The 21,692-nt window shown below is 67.8% G+C and carries 29 protein-coding genes and 1 pseudogene; 12 read left to right on the forward strand and 18 right to left on the reverse strand.

From position 1 onward, the window contains the following. Positions 1-141: 141 nt before the first annotated feature. A complete protein-coding gene (locus AMB_RS07500) occupies positions 142-603 on the reverse strand; it encodes a MarR family winged helix-turn-helix transcriptional regulator (protein WP_050750802.1) in 462 nt (153 codons plus the stop codon). Between the two features lie 195 nt (positions 604-798). On the opposite strand from AMB_RS07500, the gene AMB_RS07505 reads away from it, so the two are divergent. Genes AMB_RS07505 through AMB_RS07515 form a run of 3 tightly spaced genes read left to right on the forward strand, consistent with a single transcriptional unit; the run spans position 799 to position 4,902 of the window. Continuing rightward, the gene (locus tag AMB_RS07505; RefSeq protein ID WP_231849021.1) at positions 799-1,959 is read left to right on the forward strand and encodes an amidohydrolase family protein; all 1,161 of its coding nucleotides are present in this window, start codon (positions 799-801) and stop codon (positions 1,957-1,959) included. 16 nt (positions 1,960-1,975) lie between these two features. After that, a complete protein-coding gene (locus AMB_RS07510; protein ID WP_011383897.1) occupies positions 1,976-3,181 on the forward strand; it encodes a CaiB/BaiF CoA transferase family protein in 1,206 nt (401 codons plus the stop codon). 11 nt (positions 3,182-3,192) lie between these two features. Then, the gene (locus AMB_RS07515) at positions 3,193-4,902 is read left to right on the forward strand and encodes an aldehyde ferredoxin oxidoreductase C-terminal domain-containing protein (RefSeq protein WP_011383898.1); all 1,710 of its coding nucleotides are present in this window, start codon (positions 3,193-3,195) and stop codon (positions 4,900-4,902) included. 72 nt (positions 4,903-4,974) lie between these two features. Here AMB_RS07515 and AMB_RS07520 read toward each other — a convergent pair whose 3' ends face one another. From AMB_RS07520 to AMB_RS07585, 15 genes and pseudogenes are all read right to left on the reverse strand, one after another. Further along, positions 4,975-5,649 (reverse strand): hypothetical protein, encoded by a 675-nt coding sequence (locus AMB_RS07520; RefSeq protein ID WP_043743756.1) that lies wholly within the window; start codon positions 5,647-5,649, stop codon positions 4,975-4,977. Between the two features lie 13 nt (positions 5,650-5,662). After that, positions 5,663-6,727 carry an RNA polymerase sigma factor gene (locus AMB_RS07525; RefSeq protein WP_011383900.1) on the reverse strand — a complete coding sequence of 355 codons (1,065 nt, stop codon included), beginning with the start codon at positions 6,725-6,727 and terminating at the stop codon, positions 5,663-5,665. Between the two features lie 292 nt (positions 6,728-7,019). Beyond that, complete coding sequence (locus AMB_RS26355) at positions 7,020-7,985, reverse strand: tyrosine-type recombinase/integrase (protein WP_011383901.1); 966 nt, start codon at positions 7,983-7,985, stop codon at positions 7,020-7,022. A 62-nt stretch (positions 7,986-8,047) separates the two neighbouring features. Further along, positions 8,048-8,137: pseudogene (locus AMB_RS26965) on the reverse strand (hypothetical protein); the annotation flags it as partial. Between the two features lie 24 nt (positions 8,138-8,161). Further along, a complete protein-coding gene (locus tag AMB_RS07535) occupies positions 8,162-8,431 on the reverse strand; it encodes a hypothetical protein (RefSeq protein WP_011383903.1) in 270 nt (89 codons plus the stop codon). 188 nt (positions 8,432-8,619) lie between these two features. Further along, positions 8,620-9,747, reverse strand: coding sequence for an RNA-directed DNA polymerase (locus AMB_RS07540; protein WP_148207331.1), 1,128 nt, complete (start codon positions 9,745-9,747; stop codon positions 8,620-8,622). Between the two features lie 284 nt (positions 9,748-10,031). Further along, the gene (locus AMB_RS07545; RefSeq protein WP_011383905.1) at positions 10,032-10,385 is read right to left on the reverse strand and encodes a four helix bundle protein; all 354 of its coding nucleotides are present in this window, start codon (positions 10,383-10,385) and stop codon (positions 10,032-10,034) included. Between the two features lie 59 nt (positions 10,386-10,444). Continuing rightward, positions 10,445-10,984 (reverse strand): DUF1566 domain-containing protein, encoded by a 540-nt coding sequence (locus AMB_RS07550; RefSeq protein WP_011383906.1) that lies wholly within the window; start codon positions 10,982-10,984, stop codon positions 10,445-10,447. 57 nt (positions 10,985-11,041) lie between these two features. Then, positions 11,042-11,614, reverse strand: coding sequence for a DUF1566 domain-containing protein (locus tag AMB_RS07555; protein ID WP_011383907.1), 573 nt, complete (start codon positions 11,612-11,614; stop codon positions 11,042-11,044). 6 nt (positions 11,615-11,620) lie between these two features. Continuing rightward, positions 11,621-11,956: a hypothetical protein gene (locus AMB_RS07560; RefSeq protein ID WP_043743759.1), complete on the reverse strand. Its 336-nt coding sequence runs from the start codon at positions 11,954-11,956 to the stop codon at positions 11,621-11,623. A 5-nt stretch (positions 11,957-11,961) separates the two neighbouring features. Next, a complete protein-coding gene (gene ssb, locus AMB_RS07565; RefSeq protein WP_011383909.1) occupies positions 11,962-12,543 on the reverse strand; it encodes a single-stranded DNA-binding protein in 582 nt (193 codons plus the stop codon). Further along, positions 12,543-13,148 carry a helix-turn-helix domain-containing protein gene (locus AMB_RS07570; RefSeq protein WP_011383910.1) on the reverse strand — a complete coding sequence of 202 codons (606 nt, stop codon included), beginning with the start codon at positions 13,146-13,148 and terminating at the stop codon, positions 12,543-12,545. Before AMB_RS07570 ends, ssb begins: the two co-directional genes overlap by 1 nt. Next, positions 13,145-13,450: a hypothetical protein gene (locus AMB_RS07575; RefSeq protein WP_011383911.1), complete on the reverse strand. Its 306-nt coding sequence runs from the start codon at positions 13,448-13,450 to the stop codon at positions 13,145-13,147. The genes AMB_RS07570 and AMB_RS07575 overlap by 4 nt, the downstream gene beginning before the upstream one ends. Next, complete coding sequence (locus AMB_RS23300) at positions 13,447-15,681, reverse strand: ParB/RepB/Spo0J family partition protein (protein WP_011383912.1); 2,235 nt, start codon at positions 15,679-15,681, stop codon at positions 13,447-13,449. Before AMB_RS23300 ends, AMB_RS07575 begins: the two co-directional genes overlap by 4 nt. Positions 15,682-15,800: 119 nt before the next feature. After that, positions 15,801-16,421, reverse strand: coding sequence for a hypothetical protein (locus AMB_RS07585; protein ID WP_043743763.1), 621 nt, complete (start codon positions 16,419-16,421; stop codon positions 15,801-15,803). A gap of 189 nt (positions 16,422-16,610) precedes the next feature. Between AMB_RS07585 and AMB_RS25030 the strand changes: the two genes are divergently transcribed. Continuing rightward, a complete protein-coding gene (locus AMB_RS25030) occupies positions 16,611-16,985 on the forward strand; it encodes a helix-turn-helix domain-containing protein (protein ID WP_043743766.1) in 375 nt (124 codons plus the stop codon). A 397-nt stretch (positions 16,986-17,382) separates the two neighbouring features. Here AMB_RS25030 and AMB_RS07595 read toward each other — a convergent pair whose 3' ends face one another. Continuing rightward, complete coding sequence (locus AMB_RS07595) at positions 17,383-17,886, reverse strand: helix-turn-helix domain-containing protein (RefSeq protein ID WP_011383918.1); 504 nt, start codon at positions 17,884-17,886, stop codon at positions 17,383-17,385. Positions 17,887-17,963: 77 nt separating this feature from the next. Between AMB_RS07595 and AMB_RS07600 the strand changes: the two genes are divergently transcribed. Both AMB_RS07600 and AMB_RS25635 read left to right on the forward strand, forming a co-directional pair. Further along, positions 17,964-18,209: a transcriptional regulator gene (locus tag AMB_RS07600; RefSeq protein WP_197531982.1), complete on the forward strand. Its 246-nt coding sequence runs from the start codon at positions 17,964-17,966 to the stop codon at positions 18,207-18,209. A 45-nt stretch (positions 18,210-18,254) separates the two neighbouring features. Further along, positions 18,255-18,431 (forward strand): hypothetical protein, encoded by a 177-nt coding sequence (locus tag AMB_RS25635; RefSeq protein ID WP_158303951.1) that lies wholly within the window; start codon positions 18,255-18,257, stop codon positions 18,429-18,431. Positions 18,432-18,435: 4 nt separating this feature from the next. Here the strand turns inward: AMB_RS25635 and AMB_RS07610 are convergent, their stop codons facing one another. After that, positions 18,436-18,651 (reverse strand): hypothetical protein, encoded by a 216-nt coding sequence (locus AMB_RS07610; RefSeq protein WP_011383920.1) that lies wholly within the window; start codon positions 18,649-18,651, stop codon positions 18,436-18,438. 88 nt (positions 18,652-18,739) lie between these two features. On the opposite strand from AMB_RS07610, the gene AMB_RS07615 reads away from it, so the two are divergent. From AMB_RS07615 to AMB_RS07640, 6 genes are read left to right on the forward strand one after another with little or no spacing between them, the layout of a single operon-like run. Beyond that, positions 18,740-19,009, forward strand: a complete 270-nt coding sequence (locus AMB_RS07615; RefSeq protein ID WP_011383921.1) for a hypothetical protein — start codon at positions 18,740-18,742, stop codon at positions 19,007-19,009. After that, positions 18,999-19,355 (forward strand): hypothetical protein, encoded by a 357-nt coding sequence (locus tag AMB_RS07620; protein ID WP_148207332.1) that lies wholly within the window; start codon positions 18,999-19,001, stop codon positions 19,353-19,355. Before AMB_RS07615 ends, AMB_RS07620 begins: the two co-directional genes overlap by 11 nt. After that, entirely contained in the window at positions 19,352-20,002 is a 651-nt protein-coding gene (locus tag AMB_RS07625) for a hypothetical protein (protein WP_011383923.1), read from the forward strand. Before AMB_RS07620 ends, AMB_RS07625 begins: the two co-directional genes overlap by 4 nt. Then, positions 19,999-20,766, forward strand: coding sequence for a hypothetical protein (locus AMB_RS07630; protein ID WP_011383924.1), 768 nt, complete (start codon positions 19,999-20,001; stop codon positions 20,764-20,766). Before AMB_RS07625 ends, AMB_RS07630 begins: the two co-directional genes overlap by 4 nt. Beyond that, entirely contained in the window at positions 20,763-21,392 is a 630-nt protein-coding gene (locus AMB_RS23305; RefSeq protein WP_011383925.1) for a hypothetical protein, read from the forward strand. The genes AMB_RS07630 and AMB_RS23305 overlap by 4 nt, the downstream gene beginning before the upstream one ends. Beyond that, positions 21,389-21,688: a hypothetical protein gene (locus AMB_RS07640; RefSeq protein WP_011383926.1), complete on the forward strand. Its 300-nt coding sequence runs from the start codon at positions 21,389-21,391 to the stop codon at positions 21,686-21,688. The genes AMB_RS23305 and AMB_RS07640 overlap by 4 nt, the downstream gene beginning before the upstream one ends. Positions 21,689-21,692: the final 4 nt, after the last annotated feature.

Here is a 21,692-nt window from a genome sequence, read left to right on the forward strand (position 1 = left end):
CCCGTGGCTCCTACGGCGGGTCTCTGCCGTATTGTTCGTACACATATGATGTTAACGAAAAAGGGGGCGGCAGTGTCAAGGGTGGTGATCAGGCTTTGGGCAAAAAAGTGAAAAGCCGTAAAATTGTGCAGCGCACAATAATCAGGTGAGGCGCAAAAGCAGCTTCAGCAGGGTTTCACGCTCACGCGGGCTGAGGGGCGACAGGGTCTCGCGGCTGACCGCCAGGGCCTTTTCGGCATGGCCGGCGACCGTCTCGCGGCCCAGCTGGGTCAGGCAAAGGGTCAGGCGCCGGCGGTCGTTGGGATCGCTGGTCCGGGTCACCAGATCGCGCTCCATCAGGCGCCGCACCACGCCCTGCATGGTGGCGGCATCCATGGCGGTCATCCGCCCCACCAGATTCTGAGACAGCGGGCCGGTTTCGTGCAGCTTGGCCAGCACCGCCCACTGGGTGGGGGTGAGGTCGGGGAAGTGCTCCTGGAAGATGGCGGTGGTCCGCTGGTGCGCCCGGCGGATGACGAAGCCGATCTGCCCGTCCAGCGCATAGTCAAGGCCTTCCGCCGCGGGTTCATCGGGCTGGGAGTCGGGCGCCTCGGGCTTGTTCATGGCCGCCTCTTGCATGGATCTCAACCGCCTGTCGAATCGGAGAGTGTTTCATGTCAGATTATCCGGGCTTGGCAAGGCCGAAAGTGTGGATAACCGCCCGGTGTCGTCGCGTCCCATGGCGTCTCTCGGCCATTGACAAGCGGATTATAGCGCATGCACACTTGTTCGTACACAAACAACATGCGGGAGGCCCCCATGTCCGCCAGATTGGTCATTCGCAATATCGGCCTGCTGCTCAGCGGCGATCTTCACCGGCCGATCCTGGACGCCGATTCCGTGCTGGTCGAGGACGGACGCATCGCCGCCATGGGCAAGGCCAAGGATCTGGATGCCGAGGGCGCCAAGGTGGTGGACTGCCAGGGCACCACCCTGGCGCCGGGCCTGATCGACAGCCATGTCCATCCGGTGTTCGGCGACTGGACGCCGCGGCAGAACCAGATCGGCTGGATCGATTCCTTCCTGCACGGCGGCGTCACCACCATGATCTCGGCGGGCGAGGTGCATCTGCCCGGCCGCCCCAAGGACATCGTCGGGGTCAAGGCCCTGGCCATCACCGCCCAGCGCGCCTTCGCCAATTTCCGCCCCGGCGGCGTCAAAGTCCACGCCGGTGCCCCCGTGGTGGAAAAGGGCATGGTGGAAGAGGATTTCAAGGAACTGGCCGCGGCCGGCGTCACCTTGCTGGGCGAGGTGGGCTTAGGGGGCGTCAAGGGCGCCGAGGAGGCCCGCCAGATGGTGGCCTGGGCGCGTAAATACGGCATCCGCAGCACCATCCATACCGGCGGCCCCTCCATCCCCGGTTCGGGTCTGATCGATCAGGACGTCATCCTGGAGGCCGATGCCGACGTGATCGGCCATATCAACGGCGGCCATACGGCGCTGCCCGACAAGCAGATCGCCTGTCTGTGCGAGACCTGTCAGCGGGCCATAGAGATCGTCCACAACGGCAACCAGCGCTCGGCCCTGGTGGCGTTGCGCGCCGCCAAGGAACTGAAGCAGCTGGAGCGGGTCATCCTCGGCACCGATTCCCCCGCCGGCTCGGGGGTGCAGCCCCTGGGCATCCTGCGCATGATCGCCATGCTGTCCAGCCTGGGCGACGTGGCTCCCGAGACGGCCTTCTGCTTCGCCACCGGCAATACGGCGCGCATCCATGATCTGGACGTGGGTCTGATGGAGATCGGCCGGGCCGCCGATTTCGTCATCATGGACAAGGCGCAGCACTCGGCCGGGACCAACCTGCTGGACAGCGTGCGTCTCGGCGATCTGCCGGGCGTCAGCATGACCATCATCGACGGCATCATCCGCACCGAGCGCAGCCGCAACACGCCGCCCGCCACCACCGTGCCGGTGATCCTCTAGACACAAGGGCGCATCCATGACCGGAGCCTTGTCCCATCTGCGCATTCTTGACCTCAGCCGGGTGCTGGCCGGTCCCTGGGCGGGCCAGTTGCTGGCCGATATGGGGGCCGAGGTCCTGAAGATCGAGAAGCCGGGCGAGGGTGACGACACCCGCGCCTGGGGACCGCCCTTCCTGGACGCGGACGAGGGACGGGGCGAAAGTGCCTATTACCTGTCGGCCAACCGGGGCAAGCACTCGGTGACCATCGATTTCACCCAGCCCCAAGGCCAAGCCCTGGTCCGCCGATTGGTCGCCCAATGCGACGTGGTGCTGGAAAACTTCAAGGTGGGCGGTCTGGCCAAGTACGGCCTGGATTACGACTCCCTGAAGGCGATCAAGCCCGATCTGGTCTATTGCTCCATCACCGGGTTCGGCCAGGACGGCCCCTATGCCCAGCGGGCGGGGTACGACTTCCTGGTCCAGGGCATGGGCGGGCTGATGAGCCTGACCGGTACCCCCGATGGCGAGCCCATGAAGGTGGGCGTGGCGCTCACCGACATCTTCACCGGCATGTATGCCGGCTTCGCCGTGCTGGCCGCCCTGGCCCATCGCGACCGCACCGGCGAAGGCCAGCACATCGATCTGGCCCTTCTCGACGTGCAGGTGGCGGTGCTGGCCAATCAGGCCACCAATTACCTGGTGGGCGGCGTTATCCCCAAGCGTCTGGGCAATTCCCATCCCAATATCGTGCCCTATCAGGCCTTCGCCACCGCCGAGGGCCACATCATCCTGGCCATCGGCAACGACGCCCAGTTCCGCCGTTTCTGCGAGGTGGCCGGGCATCCCGAGCTGGGGACCGATCCCCTTTACGCCACCAATGCCGACAGGGTGCGCCACCGCGCCATCCTGGTGCCGGTGCTGGTCGAGATCATGACCGAGCACGACGCCGATTACTGGATCGCCGAACTGGAAAAGGCGGGGGTGCCCTGCGGCCCCATCAACAGCCTGGACCGGGTCTTCGCCGATCCCCAGGTGAAGCATCGCGGCATGGCGGTGGCCATGGAGCATCCCCAGCGCGAAGACCTGCGCCTGGTGGCCAATCCCATCCATTTGTCCAAGACGCCGGTGACCTATGACCGGCCGCCGCCGCTGCTGGGCGCCGACACCGACGACGTCCTCGCCCGCCTGCTGGGCCTGGACGAGGGCGAGCGGGCCGAACTCCGTTCTTCCGGCGTGATCTAGGAGTCATTTGCATGCGCACCCATCTCCACGTGGATCTGACGTCCCGCACCATCACCAAGGCCGAGATCCGCGGCGACGATCTCGCCCGGGCGGGCCGCTATCTCATCGCCAGGACCCTGCTGGAGTCCGGGGTGGCCCGGGTCGATCCCCTGGGGCCGGACAATCCCCTGATCTTCTCCGCCGGTCCCTATGCCGGCACCAACCTGTCCAACGCCAACCGTCTCAGCGTCGGCTGCAAGAGCCCCCTGACCGGCGGCATCAAGGAGGCCAATACCGGCGGTACCTTCGCCGTGGCCCTGGGGCAGCTTGCCCTGGCGGGCCTGACCCTGCACGGCTGCTGCGACGAATGGGTGGTGATCCGCATCACCAAGGAGGGCGACATCACCTTCACCAGTGCCGAACCCTATCTGGGCAAGGGCACCTTCGAGGTGGCCGCCATGCTGCACGAGGCCTACGGCAAGAAGGTCAGCATCGCCCAGTGCGGTCCGGTGGGCGAGCGCCTGGGATTGCTAGGCGGCATCTCGTTCAGCGACCGCGAAGGCCGTCCGGCCCGTCTGGCGGCGCGCGGCGGGGTGGGTGCGGTGATGGGCTCCAAGAAGGTCAAGGCCATCGTCGTCGACCTTACCAAGATTCCCGAACTCCACGACCGCGCCAAGGTCATGGCGTCCACCAAGGACTACGCCGCCAAGCTGTCCGAGCAGGCGCCGGTCAAGGCCATGAAGGAACGCGGCACCGCCATGGTGGGCGACTTCACCAATTATGTCGGCGGCATGCCGGTGCGCAATTTCAGCGCCGGGCAACTGGTCGACCCCAAGGTGGAGCCCCTGAAGGTGGGCGGCGACTATATCCGTGAGCGCAACATGGGGCGGGGCGGCAATCCCTCCCATGCCTGCATGCCCGGCTGCGTCATCCAGTGCAGCAACGAATACGTGGACGAGAACGGCAAGGAACTGGTCTCGCCCCTGGAATACGAGACCCTGGGCCTGCTCGGCACCAATTGCGGCCTGGACGATCCCGACGACATCGCCCGGCTGAACTACATCTGCAACGACCTGGGCATCGACACCATCGAGACCGGGGCCACCATGGGCGTGCTGATGGAGGCGGGCCAGGGCGCCTTTGGCGATGTGGGCTTCGTGGCTCAGGCCCTGGCCGATATCGGCGCCGGCAACGAGCGCGGCCGGCTGCTGGCCCAGGGCACCGCCCGGGTGGGCGAGCATTACGGCGTCCGGCGGGTGCCGGTGATCAAGAAGCAGGCCATCAGCGCCTATGACCCCCGGGTGATCGAGGTCACCGGCGTGTCCATGATGACCACCGCCCAGGGCGCCGATCACACCACCGGCAACCTGCCCATGATGGACACCAAGGACAAAAGCGTTGCCGAGGTGGTCGAGGCCAGCATCACCGCCCAGATCAACGCCGCCATCGCCGATTCGCTGGGCTTGTGCGTGTTCGGGCGCTCGGTGACCGACACCAACCGGCAATTGCTGGCCGAGGCGGTCAACGCCTGTCACGGCACCAGTATCGATCCCGAATTCTTCCTGGAAATCGGCCGCGAGACCCTGCGCCTCGAACATCGCTTCAACCAGGAGGCCGGGTTCCTCACCGCCGATGACGAACTGCCCCGCTTCTTCCTGGACGAAGCCCTGCCGCCCACCAACAAGGTGGCGCGCTTTCACGCCGAAGAGGTCGGGCGCCATATGGCGGGGCTGTTCGGATAGCTGCGGCCATTCGGGGGCGTTTGCCCCCGGTCCCCCAATCGGGAAGCCCAGCTTCCCGAGCCCTTCAGTTTCTTAATCGATTGAAATCAAAAGAAACGGGTCCGGGCGGTAGCCCCGTGCGTGCAAGTCGTCTTCACGGCGCGATGACGAGGCCGCCCTTGCCGTCCAGGTGACGGTCAGGCGGGGAGGCAGGGGGGGCTTTACGCCCACCTGAAGGGCGGTGACGTCCGGCGACAGGTCCAGGCGCACCCCGGAATCCCGCAAGGCCCCCAGCAGGGCCGTCCGGGTCGCCTCGCCGGGCTGGGCCAGATGGGCGGCCAGGGTTTCCCGTATCCGGGGCGTAGTGGCGATGGCGGCGGTAATGGGCTTGGCTGGCATCACCGTCTCCTGCACCGCATTGACCAGCCCTTTGGGCGCGGCGGGAGAGGGGGGGGCGACGGGTTCCACCACCGTCACCGGCGGCGGCTCGGCGCGGATCACTAGCAGCCCGGCCAGGGCGGCGGCGGCCAGGGCGCCGCTCCACAGCCAGAGGCGGCGGGGCGGTGACGGGCGGGCCTTGGCCAGGGCGGCCTCCACCAAGGCGGGGGGCGCCTTGGGCGGGGCCTGCGTCAGCTCGTCCAGCCAGGCCGGTCCCTGGCCGTCAAGGCGGTCCAGGGCCTGCCGCGCCAGGGCGGCGGCGGCCTGGTCCGGCGTATCGGAGAACAGGGTGCGGCTGAGGTCTTGGTCGCGCATGGGCTTGTCCGACATCGTCATCCCCTGGTCAGACGGGCGGCAGGGGGAATTTCTCCACCCCTTCCGCCCTTAATTCATCCAGCAGCAAGGCTTCCCAGCTTTTCCGCCGCCGATACAGCTCGTCCACCGGCAGGCCCAGCCGTCCGGCGATGTGGCGGGGCGCCAGGGGAGGCACCTCCAGGAAGCGAAGGCGCAGATACTGGCGGGCCAAAGCGGGAAGCCGGGCCATGGCCGCCGCCAAGGCGGTACAGGCCCGCTCCAGCTCCTCCCGTTCCTGCGCCGTGCTCAGGGCTTCCTCGGGCGAGGGCGCCCAATGGGGCAGGGGGCGTTCCCACTCCCGCCCGTCGCCATCCACCAGGGTCAGCGGCACCATGCGCGGCGCGGGCTGGACCAGCCGAGGCCCCAGGGCCGCCTCGGCCCGGTCCAGGGCGGCCATGGCCTCGGCCGCCGGAAGGGACAGCAGATCGGGCAACTGGTCGGCGCGATAGCCCTGGATGTGGACCAGATGATAGGTGCGGCGCTCCAACTCGCCCAGCTTGCGGATGGCGTCGGGCTCGCGCCGCCGCCCGTCGCGGGCGCGCAGGATGTCTTCCATCAGGTTATGGGCGACGCGGCGCACATAGCCGGTGAAGCTGCCCCGCCCGTCATAGCGCCGCACCGGGGACCCGCCATCGGCCATCAGGCGCAGGCGCAACTCCTGCAAGATATCCTCGGCATCCTCGCCTTCCAGCCGGCGGCGGACCATGCGGCCGAGGTCGTCGGCGAAGAAGCGCTCGAAGGCAGTCCAGCCGCGCCGGGAATCCTCGGCCAGCAGGGTGGTGATGCGCTCCGCCAGTCCATCGGCGGCCTTCAGCCCCAGAAAGGTGGAAAAGCCGGACCGGCCGTCCCAGTCGGACAGCATGGCCGCCCGCTCGGCCCCCAGGCGCCGGACCAGGGCGGGAAATTCCCGGGCGCACTCGGCCTCGTCGAACACCTTGCGGCAGCAGCCCCACAGCAGATCGGCCCAGCGGCGGGCCAGCGCCGCCCAGGCCGCGTCGTCGCCGGAGCGCGCTGCCCGCCACAATTCCAGATCGCTTCGGCTATCCCCGCCCATGGCCCTCGAACCGCCCCACACGCCGTGCCGGGGCCATGGTAGCCGGAATCGGCGCGGCGGAAAGGTCAAGAATGGCAGAAAAGGCGAAAGGCCCCCGGTTTCCCGGAGGCCTTTCATGGTGCTGCCGAATGGAATCGAACCATCGACCTTACCCTTACCAATGATGGTCCCCGGAACATATGGTATGCTGTTTCGCCAAAATAACCAAATGTTGCGCCAATCGTACCAAGACAGCCAATGCAGTTCTCTCTATTTTCCTCCGGAATGGTTCATCTGAACCAGGGGGAATATCCTATATCTCGAGGGCGGCGGCGGCGTCCTTGAGGTGGTCAGGGGAGAAGCGGGCATAGACCCTTTCGGTGATCTTGTGGTCGCTGTGCCCCAGGTATTGGGCGATTTTCTCCATCGAAACGCCATCGGCCGCCATCCAAACGGCGGCGGTATGACGTAGGTCGTGCGGCGTGACGTCATCGAGCCCGGCATTGCGGGCGGCGGTGGCGAATGCCTTCTTGATGTTCCCGACCTTGGCCCCGCCATATTCGACCACATAGCCGCTGTCCTCGCGGCGCTGGTTCTGCGCCTGCAAGACGGTGCGCAGGCTCTTGGTCATGGGGACCACGGCGCGGGCCTTCCCTCCCGGCTTATTTCCCAGGAAGATCCGGCCGGCGGAGAAATCGACCTGTGGCCATGTCAGTTCGAGAATGGCTTCCTTGCGCGCCCCGGTGGCCAGGGCCAAGTGGAGGAAGGTCACCAAATGGGGATGCGGCTGCGCGGCGTCGAGAAGCCGCATGAATTCTGGCCTGGTCAACCACCGATCCCGTGGCGGCGGAGGTGAGGGGAGTTCGAAGACCGCTCCGCCGCCGGCGTCTCCCTTCGCCCAGCGGATCGCGGCGGCCAGAAAGGATATTTCCTTGCGGATGGTCGCCGGCGCTTTTCCGCGCTTGGAAGCATATTCCCGGCACCACCCCCGATCGATCTGGTCGGGGCGGAGGCCTGCGCAATGGGGCTTGAGGACGCCCCACATCCATCGCATGTATTCAGAGGTGATGGCCTTGGTATCGGCCAGATAGGCATCAACGATATCGGCTATGGTGTCTGACTTCGGCTGAGCGATCGCCCTTTCGAGATCAGCGCACGCCCGCTGGGCAGCGGGGTAATTATCCGGGGTGGCGTCGAGATTTCCGAGGGACCGGCGGAATCGCTTTCCCCCGACATGGACGACGGCGCACCATTTTCCTCGGAAATCGACGATCCGCACTCGAATTCCTCCACGGCCTGGATCGTGATGCGAATGAGCTTTCCCAGCCGCATGGCCTGGAGCTTTTTCGCGCGGACCAGATTGTAAACATGCTGGTCCGAACATTGCCACCTTTCTGCGAGCTGGGCGGGCGTCAGAGCGCGGGGTTGCATGGTCTTTCTCTCTTAATCCGAGGTCTACTGGGCCGAAGCGGCCGTTCCGGGCGCTGTGACGAGTTGGTCTACGGCCTGTTGATTTCCGATCTGGATGTTCTTGGCCACGACGTCCATCGCCATAGCAGGCGTCGTCACTCTCTGGTCTTGGAGGGCCACTAGCTTCCCAACCATGTTCGACGCGATGGCCAGTATTTCGAGCGGGGAAAGGGCCCCGGCGTGCTTCGCCAAGATTTTGTTTAGATCCTGGTACGCAATCTCGTGGGCGGCGGTGGCAATTCTGTTTGCGGTCATCAGACTATCCTTCCAATTGCATCGGTCTAAACGATGTCAGTAGGGCAGCGGTTCGTGGTGCGGGCACGGGGCAGTCTGTGGATGCCTATCCAGGCAGACGTGGCCCCGGGCGGTGGAATTGATGCAGTCGTGGCACTGCGGCGGCAGTTCTGCCGGCGGGACGGTGTCGTCGTGCGGTGCGGACGTGGTCATGGCTCGGTCCTCCGCGTGGGGATGCGGCGGGCGCCCACCTTGGTCAGGTCGGCGGCCACCCAGTGGCGGCGCCGGAGCGCGATCCGGGCGAGCGCGATGATCTGGTTGCGGCTGCCGCCGTGGCGGAACAGGCCGAGATAGCTGTTGCAGGACGGCATGAAGTCCTCGGCCGGGATCTCCATCAGCCGGCGCAGGGCGGCGCGGTGGGTTCTGGGGCGGCCCTGGCGGCGGTGCGGGCGGATGACGTGGCCGACGAAATCGACGCCCTTGGTGACCGGCGCCACGAAGGTCTTGTGCTCGGCAAGCTTCAGGCCGATTCCGGACAGGTGGTCCCGGATGGCCTCGGCGGCGGACAGCAGCGCCTTGGACTCGGGGTGGATCAGCACCATGTCGTCGACATAGCGGACGTAGTGGCGCATGCCGAGGCGGCGCTTGATCATCTGGTCCAGGCCGTCCAGGTAGACGTTGGCGAAGAACTGGCTGCTCAGGTTGCCGATGGGCAAGCCGATGCCGGGCAGTGCCTGGAACAGGCTTTTGTGCGGCGGAACCAGGGCCAGGGTTCCGGCGCCGTCCTTGACGATGGCATCCCGGCGCACGTCCTGGAACACCAGCTTGCGGCACAATTCCAGCATGGTGGGGTCCTTGATCCGGCGGGCCAGCATGGCGAACAGGTCGGCGTGGCGGATCGATCCGAAGAAATTGGCGATGTCGGCTTTCAGATAGAAGGCCGGCTTGCTCCAGTTCTCGGTGGCCGAGCGTAGGTGGCGGTGCAGGCGCTCGGCGCCGTACAGCGTGCCGCGCCCCTTGATGCAGGCGCAGGAATCGGCGATGAACGCCGGCTCGAACAGCGGGTTGATGGCGCGGTAGACCAGGTGGTGGACGATGCGGTCGCGGAACTGGGCGGCCCACACCTCGCGCGGCCTGGGGCGGGTGATGGCGAAGACGGTCGCCGGTCCCGGCATCCAGGTGCCTGCCTGCAGCTCGGCCAGCAGGTCCATCAGGTTGTTTTCCAGCACCATCTCGAAGTCCAGGGCGGAAGCCGTGTTGCGCTTGTGGCGCCGGCAGTCGTAATAGGCCTCGAAAAGCTGGGACACGGTGATGTCTGACGGCTGTTGCGTGATCATGTGCGGACGGCTCGGACCCGGTTTCTGTTGTTCTTGTTGTTGTTGTTCTGGTTGCCGTTGTTGAAGTTCTGCAGCCAGGCGTAGCCGGACCAAGTCCTGTCGGGGGTGTACAGGCCGGGCCGGCGATTGAGTCCCCTCATCGACGCCGGCCGAGCTGCGCCGGGACGCGCGGGGGAGCACCCGCCGTATCCCATCGGCGCCTGGAGCGACCCCGTATGCATCGGGAGGGGCCGCTACCCCGACCAAATGATGCGCACGGGCGCGAAGGCCTTGACCTTCGGGCATCAGGCGCTCCTCGCGTATTTCAGCCATGCCGTCGCCTGCTTGCCGACGCCGGTGGTCAGTTCCACCGTGTCCCCGAATTGCTTGGGGGAGATCAGGTGAAGATCCTTGGACAGGCGCAACTGCAAGCGCAGCACCTCCAGGTGTTCGCGCATCCTCTCGATGTGCGGCACCTTGGCCGGGCCGGTGACGCAGTTGGCGCGGAAGATCTCCACCGCCATCTGCTGGCTCTCGGTCAGGATCTCGCGGGCCAGAACCTGCCGGTAGTTGCGGGGATACTGTCCCGTCAGCTTCGCCAGAAGCTGGACCAGGGCGTATGTCTCGCGGTAGATGGGCAGTTCAGTGGCCAGCGCCATGCAAAACCTCCTCCAGGCATCACCCGGCCGCCGAAGCGGCCGGATAAAGGGTTAAAGGGCTAAAGAAGACATTTGCGGACGGCTCGGACCCGGTAACTGAAACTCTTGGCGCTGCCGTCCTGGTAGCCGTAGTAGAAGTACTGCAGCCAGGCGGAGCCGGAGCTGTACTGGGTGCTGGTCCAGTACCATTCCTGCCGGAAGGCTTCGGGGCTGCCCTCCCGGAATACCTCGGCCAGGCTCTGCGCCGGAGTGATGCCGGCCCGGGGCATGGCGGTGGCGCGGAGCGCGGTCATCTGGTCCAGCGCCGGGATGTGCCAGCCGCCGACGCCGTCGATTTCGAGGTCCAGGATCGTCTGGGCGATCTCCGAGCCGGCTTCCGCCATCGCCCGGGTATTGGCGCGGCCGTCGAGCAGCGAGCAGGCGCCGGGCACGTCCCGGAGCTTCTTCAGCCACGGAACGGGGTCGAAGTCGCCAACCTCAGCACGCGACACGACGAGACCGGCCAGGGCGCCGTTTTCGTCGATATACCGGGCTCCGAGGAATCCCCCTTCCATCGGCGTTCCGATGGCGGGAGTGATGGCGGGGGTGATCAGGCTCATTCGGATCTCCATGGTGCGTGTGGGAAGGCCCGGCCGCCGGAGCGGCCGGTAAAGGGATCAGGGGGTGAAGGGGAGGCATTTGCGGACGGCTCGGACCCGGGTTCTGAAGTCCTTGCCGTAGAAGTCCTGGTGGCCGTCGCCGAAGTCCTGCAGCCAGGCGTAGCCGGGTCTGTCCTGGGTGCTGGTCCAGTGCCACGTCGCCTCGAAGGCCTCGGCGCCGCCCTCCTGGAACGCCTCGACCGCCGTCTGTGCGGGATTGCCGCCGGACAGCGGCATCAGGTTGCGCATCAGGGTCTGCATGTCGTCCAGGCTGCCCAGGTGCCAGTCGTCAAAGCCGCCGATGCGCAGGGCGGCGCAGAAGGCGGCGGCCGGGTGATCGGCGTCGGCGATGTCGCGGGTATTGGCGAGGCCGTCGACGAACGACATCGCCCCGGGGCTGGCGGTCATGGTGGTCTTCCAGGCCAGGACGGATTCGCCCTCGGCCTTGGGCGACACGATGATCCACGTGCCGTCGCGGGACACGCCGCCGAAGAACCCGCCGGCCATGGGGGTGCCGAGGGCGGGAACGGGGATGATGCTCCCGGAAATGGGCGCGGTATCGGCGTTGAGGTTAGTCTTAATCACGGACATCGTCTCCTATTCGGCCGCGTCGCGAATGGCATTCGCGGGTTCGGCGGGTTGGGGGCGCGGGATCGGGCGGACTGCGTCGATCGTCGCGTCGGGGAAATGGGCGAGCACCGCCCGGACGAGAGGGTGGTCGCGGGCGTCGGACGGGGCGGCGATCTCGTCGCGGCGAGCGATCCAGGCGGCGCGGAGCGGGTCCACGAGGCTGGGGGCGTGCGCTTTCAGGCGATCGAGATCGGCGCGGGCGCGGTCGGCGGCGCGGTTGAGATCCGCGAGGGTGCCGGCGGCGGCGAAGCTGGCCTCGATCCGCTCCGCCAGTTCGGCCCAAGTGGCGCGCGCCCCGTCCATTGCCGTCACCCCCGGACGCGGTAGCGGCTGCGCCGGCCGAGCAGCAGATCGGCGGCGTCGGCGGCGGTGGCGAAGGGGATCTCGTCGTCGAGATCGGCGGGAGGCTCCCATGATCCGCCGCCGCCGGCCATGCTGGACGTGCTGCGCCCGTTGGGGGCGACGCCGCCATCATAGGGGCGGTCGCGGGTGGTGCCGTAGCCCTCGCGCTCGTCGGCGGGGCCGCGATTGCCGCCGCCGCTCGACGGCAAGAGGGTGAGGTCGCCCTTGAAGCGGCCGATCACCACCTCGGTCGAATAGCGCTCGACACCTTGTTGATCGGTCCATTTGCGGGTCTGGATCTGGCCTTCCACATAGACCGGCGAGCCTTTCTTCAAGAACCGCTCGGCCACCTCGGCGAGGTTGGGGTTGAAGATCACCACCCGATGCCACTCGGTCTTTTCCTTGCGCTCGCCGGTGCCGCGATCCTTCCATGTCTCGGAGGTGGCGATGTTGAGATTGACGATCTTCGATCCGTCCTGTCCGGTGCGGACCTCCGGATCACGGCCGAGATGCCCGACCAAGATGGCCTTGTTGACGCTTCCAGCCATTATTTCCCCCTCTTGGCGTGGCAATGGGCGGGTGTCCGGGCGATGCCGGCGAGCTTGAGGTGTTTCAGGACGGTGGTCCGCGCGACGCCGAGCCCGGCGGCGATCTTGCGGGTCGTCGGGTCCGGAACGGCGCGCCAGGCGGCGGCGATCCGGGCGGTCAAGGCGGGGTCGGGCGAGTTGCCCCGGCGGACGTCCAGACCGGCCTTGCGGGCGCGCGACAGGTAGGACCGGACCGAATCCTCGTCGATCCCCATGGCGGCGGCGATCTCCGGCCGCGTCCGTCCCGTGATGGCCAATCGGGCGGCGCGGACGATGCGGGGCTCGATGGCGGCGGGCTTGGGGCCGGGGCGGTGCGCTTTTTGCGGCGGCCGCGTCACGGGGCGAGGTCCGGCGGTGCGGGGCGGAGAGGGAGGCGGCGCGCAAGCCGTCGCCGGCGGGATGGCGGCGATCGCCTCGGCGCCGAGGGGGCGCGTGCGGCGGCCCCGGTGCCGGAGATTGTCCGGAAGAGGGGCAAAGCCGGACGCGGGTTGAATGACCTGAATGCGGCCGCCCCCGGCAAGGAAACGGGCGATATGGTCGTCGAGGGTCATGGCGCCGAGGTTCATGCCAAGCCTCCCTCGAGCTCGGCGGCGACCGGGGCGAACTTGGCGCGCACGGCGGAGGCGGAGGCGCCGGTCACCTCGAGGCGGCGGCATTGCTCTCCCGGCGACAGGTGGCGGACTTCGGCGGCGGTTTCGGCGCAGGCGCGGGCGAGCCGGGCCGAGGCCTCGTCGATCGCCACGGGGTCGAGGCCGATCACCTCGACCCGGACGCCGCCGCCCAGCGCGGTGGCGCGGAAGGTGACGACGATTCCACGATAGCGGAACAGATGATCCGTTGCGGCGGCGGCGGGACGGCGCGTGCTCATGCGGCTTCTCCCGTGGCCAGCGCGGCGCGGTGGTTTTCCAGCACCAGCGCGAGGTGGTCGAGGTCCTCGATGGTCAACAGGACGTCGGGGGTGATCGACGGGAGGCCAAAGGCCCGCGCCAGGGTGCCGGCGGCCGCCTCGATCCGCGCCTCAGGCACGAGCTCGAACAGGGGCGTTTCGCCGGTGGGCGCAAAGGGATTGTCGATGACCGGCGCCAGGGCGGCGACGATGGTTTCGAGGGAGATGTCACGGACCCCCTTGGCGGCGATCGCCTCCTCGAGGTCGATCTGGCGGGGGTCGGGACCGGCGGGCGGGGTCGCCTTCAATGCCGCCTCGATCTCGGCCTTGAGGCCGAAGCGCAGGGAGGGCAGGACATAGGTGGGCGGGGCTTGGCAGACGATATCCTCGCGCAGGCCCTTGATACCGCCGACGTCGGGGGCGTCCGAGTTGGGCGATACCTGCGCCCACACGTCGAGGAGGGCGGGCTTGCGGAGCCCGTCGAGATCCTCGGGGAGCAGGGTCAGGCCGTGGGCCTCCTCGGCGCCGATCAGGCCGAGGGAGCGCGCCATCCCCACCACGGCGGGGCGGTCGCCCGCCTCGGGGCTGTAGGTGGCGAAGGAGCCGACGCGCAGGGCCACCAGGGCGGCGAAGAACTCGCCCACCTCGGCGTCGGTCATGGCGGCCAGCGCGCCCCAGGCCGCGCCGTTGTCCGCCTCGCCCCAATCCTTGCGGCGCACGTCGCCGGCGGCGATCTCGAAGCCCTTCTTGGCGGCATCGGCGAAACGGGGGAGGTAGTGGGCGATGGTGTCCTCGACATCCTGCGACCACGCCTTGTCGTCGGCGCCCAGATGCTCGGTGCGGATGCGGACGTTCTCGCCGCAGCCGATCAGGGCGAGGCAGGCGGCGCGCATGGCCATGACGGGGGAGCGGGACAGGGCGGTTTGCAGGGCGACGGTCTTGCGCCGCCGGGCATGGCAATAATGCCCCTTGGTGACGGACGAGGATTGCTCGGCCGGGGCGTCCCCGGTCAGGCCTGCCGCGCTGGCGGCCTGCTTGGTCCGCTCGGCCTTGGAGACGAGGTCGGTATGCACGACCACCAGGCCGTTGCCCTTGATCTCATAGACCACGCCGCGCGCCGGGTCCTTCTTGTCCGTCTCCCAATCCCACGAGGAGAAGTACTCGCCGGGCTTGCGGCCGTCGATGACCCTGGTCCAGGCGTAGCCCTTGGCCCGGGCCTTGATCTCGGCCTCGGCGATGGCCTTTTGCTGCAGCTTCTCGAATAGCTTGGCATCGGCGAAATAGGCGACGTTCGGGTCGGATTCGTCGGCGATGAGCTCGCCGGTGTACTCCGCCGGCGGAAAGAAGGCGACCGTGGTCGGGATGAGCGACTGCGTGAGGTAGCGCTTGAGGTCGCGGGTGGTGGGGAAGCTTCCCTTGGCTATCTGGTCGAGCGCCAGGGACTGCGACGGTAGGGGGCAGAAGGCGGCGAGGATGTTCGCCGCCTCGACGGTGATCCGTCCGTCGCGCAGGGCATCCTTGGCGGCGACGTCGAGATCGCGGACAAGGCGAAGGCGCATTTCCACCGTGCGCTTGACCATGCCCACGGTGGCGGCGATCTCGGCGGCCGAGCGGCCGAGCTTGCGCAGCTTTTCGAAGGCCTCGGCCTCTTCCCACGGGGTCATATCCTTGCGGGCGACGTTTTCCGTCAATGCGAGCTCGAGGAGCTTGGCGTCGTCGCAGGGATCGATCAGACGGATCGGAAGCGGAGTATCGGCGGGGCGTTCGCCCGCATCGATCAGGCGGCGGGTCGCCTGCCAACGGCGCTCGCCGGCGATGATCTCGTATTCGACCCGGGGGTCGGTGGGCTGGGTGAAGGCCTGGCGCGCGTAGCGGACGAGGAGAGGGAGGAGCACGCCCTCGATCCGGACGGAATCCACCAGCTTGGTGAGCTCGTCCTCGTCGATCCGCTGGCGCGGGTTGAGGGGAGACGGCGCGATCCGGTCATGGGGCGCGGCAGACACGCCCATGGGCACGACGGCGGGGGCCTGCGCGGGCAGTGACGGCCCGGCCTTGGCGGCGATCGCCGCCTCGGCGCGGGCATAGGCCCGCACAGCGGCGCTCTTGTCCACGCCGAAGCGCGTGCCGATTTCGGCGAAGGACGGGGCGGGGGTGGCCTGGCGAAGATCGTAGATTTCGCGTTCCTGCTCAGGCGTGAGCTTTTGCTTGCCCATGGGGATGGTCTTTCAGTTCTGGGGGTGGCGGGGCGCGGACAGGCCGCGCACGGATTGGATGACGACGGGCGACCCCGGCGGGCGGAAGAAGCGGCGCAGGCGGCGGAGAAGGGCCCCGATCATGATTGCGCCCCCTCGGCCCGCTGGCGGCGCTGGGCGGCGAGGTCAAGACGCAGGCGCTCGCGGCGCAGGTCGCGGAGCTCGTCGGCGACTTCATCGCGGCGGGCGCGCCGGCGGCGCTGGGCGTCGCGCTGTTCGCTCAGGTCGGTGACCGATTCCGCGCGGGCGGCGCGGGCGGCGGCAGTGTCGGCCGCGCCGGCGGCGTCATTGGCGAGGAGGCGCCGCAGCGTGTCGGCGGTTTCGGCCTCGCGGTCGGTGGCGGCGAGGAGGACGCGGCCGCCGATCTCGATCAGGGCGTCCAATTCCTCGGCCTCGCGCTCGGCCTGATCGATGCGCCGCCCCAGACTGGCGCGGCGGGCGGCGATCATGTCGTCGGTCAACAGGTAGAGACGCCCGGTGGTCGCCTCCATGTCGATCACCCGGCGGGTCATCAGGGCGAACAGAGAGTCGTGGCGGTCCAACTGCCAGGCGCGAACGTCCTCGCCCGAGGAGAGGCGGGCGAGCAGGGCGTATTGCGGCTGGGTGAACTTCTCGCCGGGGAAGGCGGCGGTCAGGGAGGTGGCGGCGAGGGTGGCGCGAATGGCATTCGCAGGGCAGGGCGATGATTTGGAAGCGATCATGTGCCGACCTTTCGATCTTGCCCCGGCTGGGGCATTCCGGGCGGGACCTCCGCCTGACGATCGGCAATATTAGGCATGGCCTTATTTTTAGGTCAATAATGAAATTAGGGCTCCCCGTATTTTGTTGGCGATGCATGCACAGAGTTCTGTGTTGATGCCCTGATCCGGCGGTGCGGCAGAATGCCCGGCATGGCGAAGAGGGTTCCCAAACTGTCGCATGAGGCGGCACCGCTGGCCCGGTCCGTCCACGCCTTCATGGCGGGGCGGGGCCTGTCCATGCGCGGCTGGTGCCGGCGGGCGGGCCTGTCGGCCAATGTCCTTGCCGAGCTGTTCTCGGGCCGGACGCGCAGCCTGAAATACGCCACCCTGGAACGCCTGGCGGCGGCGGAGGGGGTCGCGGCATCCGACCTGGCGGCGGGTGCCGGACTGGTGCGGGTGTCCGACGTGGCGGCGGCGGTGTCAGCCTGGGCGGCGGAACGGGGGATCGCCGATCCCGAGGGCGTCGCAGAAGAGGTGATCAGGCGACTGACCCTCGTCCCCGACGACGCATGGCCGGCGGCATAGACCATCGAATCATGCCATTAGGCATAGTGTATGCATTCGGTGAAAGTAATGGGTTGCGCCGATTGCAATCTTTGGTTCTAAATTGTCAGGCTCCCGTCAGGAAAGGCGGGGGCTTGGGGCGATGTTTCCACCCCTTGCCGAGCGGAGCGTTGGTCGCGCCCGCCAAGACGTTAATTGTCTTCCCGCCGTCCGGCCGGACAGGGGGAAGCCTATGGCTTGGGGTGGAGACGTGGCAACAGGCAAAGAGGGGCGCGCCCTCATAAAGGCAGTGGCGGAATCCTTCCGCCACGCGAGGCCGATCCTGTTCGGCGACGGGCCGGGCAGGCACCGGTCCGAGTGCGGTCAATGCGTGGACCGATTGCAGCGGCGGCGCGAAAACGGGCGGCGGGATGCCGCCTCAGTCCTTGGCGAATTGCAGAGCGTGGCGCAGGAAGTTGGCTGCGTCAGCGATGCCGGGCAATGTCCCGTCCTGGCGGCGCATGGACACCACCCAATCATGGGTGCGCAGGACCATGGCGGCGACGTCGTCGGCCGCCGGCAGCTTAAGCGAGTCTGAGATCAGTTCGGTCACGGCGGCGGCGGCGACGGCGACGGCGTCGCGGTCCATGGGCACCGCCTGCGCCAGGGCCGAGGGAAGCTGATCGCTTCCCCGGCCAAGCAACCAGTCCACGGACACGCCGAGCAGATCGGCGATGGTCATCAGGTTGTCCAGGCTGGGCGCGCTTTCCTTCTTCCATCCGGAGACGCTGGCGGGGGTGATGCCGATCTCCTTGGACAGCCCCTGCCGCCGCATCTTCCTCTCCGCCAGGGCGAGATCGAGGCGCCGGTTGAACTCATCCACCCAGGAGGGCCGGATCTTCGCCTTCCTGGAGATGGCTTCGGTTTTGGGCGAGCGGTTCATGGCGTGATTGTGCCCTGACAAGATTTTACGGTCATCTCAGATGCGCCCGAATCTTTCGCTTGATCTAAGATTTGGGCGTGCCTAATATTCTCGGCATGAAAAAGCCGCGCACCTACAAGCATGCCGATGCCGCCCTGACCGAAGCATTCAACCGGTCCGGCGGATTGTGCGCGCTGGCCGAAAAGCTGGAGCGTACTCCGGCTTCGCTGTCCGGGTGGCGGCGGGTGCCGCCAGAGCATGTCCTGACCATCGAGCGGATCTCGGGCGTGCCGCGCCATGTGCAGCGGCCGGACCTGTATCCGCCGCCCGAGGAGGTGGCGTGATGAGTGGCCGCCCTTCCCATTCCGTCCATAGGAGGTCCCATGCGGATGATGCTGATTCGTGCGGCGGCGCGCTTGCTGCGGCCGGTAGTCGAGGAGATCGAGCGGCGGCGGGGCGGAAGCTCCCCTGCCGAGATCAGGGTCAAGCTGACCATAGAGGGTGCGGAGGACGTCCGCGCCAAGCTGGAAGCCCTTGGCGCGGAAGCGGCCCGGCAAGGCGGGTGACTCGTCAGGCGGAAACCTGCGACGCAGTTATTTCCATCGCCTGGATCGCCTTCGCAGCGTCGGCGCCCATGCTTTCGGGAATGACCGATCTGGCGAGGATGAAAACCATTTTTGCCTCGTCCTCCGTCAACACCCCTTTGGCTCTCAGGACGCCGACCGCGATCCCAACGGTCGCGGCGATGGCGTTGACGTGCGCAACAAGCGCGTTCGGCTCGGACATGATACCCCCTGCTGGCTGGTCCGTGGAAAGTCACCAGCATAACGGGTGCCGGAGCCGGCGTCATGCCGGTTCCGGTGAGGGGGTGTGAATGATCGCCATCCCTGCCCGCCTCAACCGTGACCGCCGCAATGTCGCCCTGGCGGCGCGGATGATCGTTTCCGTCTATCGCTGCCTTCCGCCGATCCTGTGGGATTGGTCCGAGCGGGCCGACCGCCTCAAGCGCCGCGCCGAAATGGTCGGTGACGCCGCCGCCATGGCGCGCGCCGGGGGCTTCCGGCTGTGGGGCTGGCACGCGCCGCGAACGGTCAGGGCGCTTTTCCGCGATCCCGAGCGGAGGGTCTTCCGACATGACGACTGAGCCATTTATGGGCCTCGCCGAAACCGTCCGTCGCCCATTGTCCGGGGCTGGCCAGTTCCATGGTGACGAATTGCCCACGCTCGCCGATAGCGTCGCGGATGAGGTGGTCCGGGACCATGGCCTCGGCGAGGTAGCCGATCGCCTGACCCTTGTCCCAGGCGAACAGGATGCGCGGCTCGGGCAAGAGCCGGCCAAGGGCGAGGCGCTCGGCCTGGCGGGATTCGAGCCTGCCGTCGAAATCGACGAGCAACAGGAACGGGCGGGGCATGACGTCTCCATGGGGTTCGCTTCGGCCGGGTTGATCATGCCCGCCACCATGCGCCAGGGGGAGGGGGTAAATCCATGACCTCGGCGAGTGTCAGACATTCCCCGTCCGCCCTGCACCCGGTGGATCTCTTCGGCGCCTCGGCGTCGGGCCTGCATCCGGTCGGCGAGCGCATCGCCCTTTGGCTGGCGGACATCCCCGCGAAGGTCGTCGCCCGCGACTTCGCGGTCGCCGTCCATACGGCCAAGGGGTGGAAGCGCGGGCATCTGCCGCTCATGGCGCATTTCGCGGCCATGGTGACGCGGTGGGGCGACGACTTCCTCGATTTCGCGTTCGCGCCGGCGCTGGCCGAGGCCCCCAGCCTTTCGCAGCAATTGGACCGGATGGAAAAGCGGGCGGCGCAGTTCTCGCGCGATCTGGCCGAGCTCAAGCAACAGGTGACCCATGAGAAGGTTGAGGATCAGTCTCGCCGCGCTGCTGGTGCGGGCGGCGATGACGCTGGAAGCGTGGCGGGACCGGGTCGCGCGCGCGGCCGCATGGTGTCTCGGGCGATAGGACTCGGCCTTCTGCTGGCCCTGGCGGCGCCGATCCTGTCCGACGCGGTCGCGCCGGCGGTCTATGCCTCGGTCCTCGACCTGGGAGATCAGGGCGACGACCCCGCCGCCCGGCTGCACAAGGTCGCGCGGCGGCCCTTGCGCCTGGGCGGCAAGCGCGAGTTGTCGGCATGAAGACCGACCCCCTTCTCGACATGGTCGAAAGCGCCTCGGCGGCGCTGCGGCACTGGCGGGCGGGCGAGGCGGCCTTCGCCCTGATCGAGGCGCGCAACAGCGGGATCGCCGCCGCCCGCGCCCACGCCGAAAACTCGGACGCCATCGAACCGCCGGAGGAAATCATCGCCGAAGCCGGCCTTGCTCCAGCGCCTGCCCCACCGCGGGTGTGCCACCGGCTCGGGGGCGATGGCCCGGCAATCCGTCGCCGTCTCGCCGGATCTCGGCGGATATCGCCCCCGCGCCGGCGGAAACCGGGTGGCGCGGGCCTTGGGAGGGGACGGGGAATGAGCATCGTCATCGAGTGCAAGCGACATGGAGTGGTGGTAAGCCACACCAACCAGCCGATTTGCCCCATATGCGAGGCGTCGCCTGCGCCCGGAGCATGCCAGCTTTGCGGTGAGCCTCTGCGCGGGCTGTTCCGCAAGCGGTGCCGCAATCCGCATTGCATCAGCGCCGTTCCTCCCGGCCCTCGCCCTCCCGTGGGGCATCTTATCGCGGCGCTCGATCATGTCGGATCTCGTCTCCGGCGGGATGCGAATGCCATTCGCCTTGATCCGCCATCCGTCACCTTCGTCACCGATAATCCGGGCGCGCCGATCCGTCTGGCCTGGACCGATTCCGAGGGGCGGTTCTTCACCCGCGACCTCGAGACGCAGCACGCGATCAATCTGATCGAGGATCTGGCGCGGGCGCTGCGCTCGAGGATCGGGGGCGCGGAATGAGCAAAGGATTGCAGCCCTTCGGCGGCGGGCGGGTGGAACGGCGAGCCGCCGATCTCTACCCCACCCATCCGGCGGGAAGCGTGGCGTTCATGCGGGCCGAGGGCGAGATCCTGCGCACGCGATTTCCCGTGCTGTGGGAGCCCGCGTGCGGTCCCGGCTTCATGGCGAAGGTGCTGGCGCTGCACGGGTTCGAGGTGGTCGCCTCGGACGCCTTCGATCACGGGTTCGGCGCGGCGGGCGTGGATTTCCTGGCCACCACGGAGGCGGAAGCGCCGGCGCTGGTGACCAATCCGCCTTATGACGACCTGGCGGAGGCCTTCATCCGGCATGCGGTGATGACGCTGCGGCTTCCCTATGTGGCGATGCTGCTGAAATCCTCGTACTGGCATTGCGGGCGGGGGGTGACGCTCTGGCCGTCCGTCACGCCTTCGGTGATCTATCCGCTGGGGTTCCGTCTGCACTGGACGGATGGCGGCGCGCCGCCGGAAACCCATTCGTGGATGGTGTGGGACGTGGAGCGGCCGCCGATCGACGGCGTCACGGCGCGTCTCATGCCCGCGCTGCCCAAGCCCGCGTCATGGCCCGATCTGGGGTTTGACGACTATGTGAGGAGGATCGCGGCATGAGCCGGAGCGCGGACATCGTGGCCGGGCTGGCGCTGGAGCTTTTGCAGGGCGCGACCGGAACGCTCGACGCCTTCTCGCGCCGCCCACGGCCCATGGTGACGTCCCAGGCCTATGACCTGGCGCGGGCGCGGGTGGTGGAAATGACCTTCGCCGGCGATGCGGCGGGACTGGCGGCGGCGATCCGCAATGCCGAACGGGTGGTCGCCGTAGTCGAGGAGCTCGGCCGGCGGGTGCCCGATCTGATCCCGGGCGGTGTCGAGGCCAATCGAGCCGCCAGCTATGTGGGGGAGGGGTGATGCC

The sequence above is a fragment of the Paramagnetospirillum magneticum AMB-1 genome (assembly GCF_000009985.1).
In the GTDB taxonomy this organism is placed as follows: Bacteria; Pseudomonadota; Alphaproteobacteria; order Rhodospirillales; family Magnetospirillaceae; genus Phaeospirillum; species Phaeospirillum magneticum.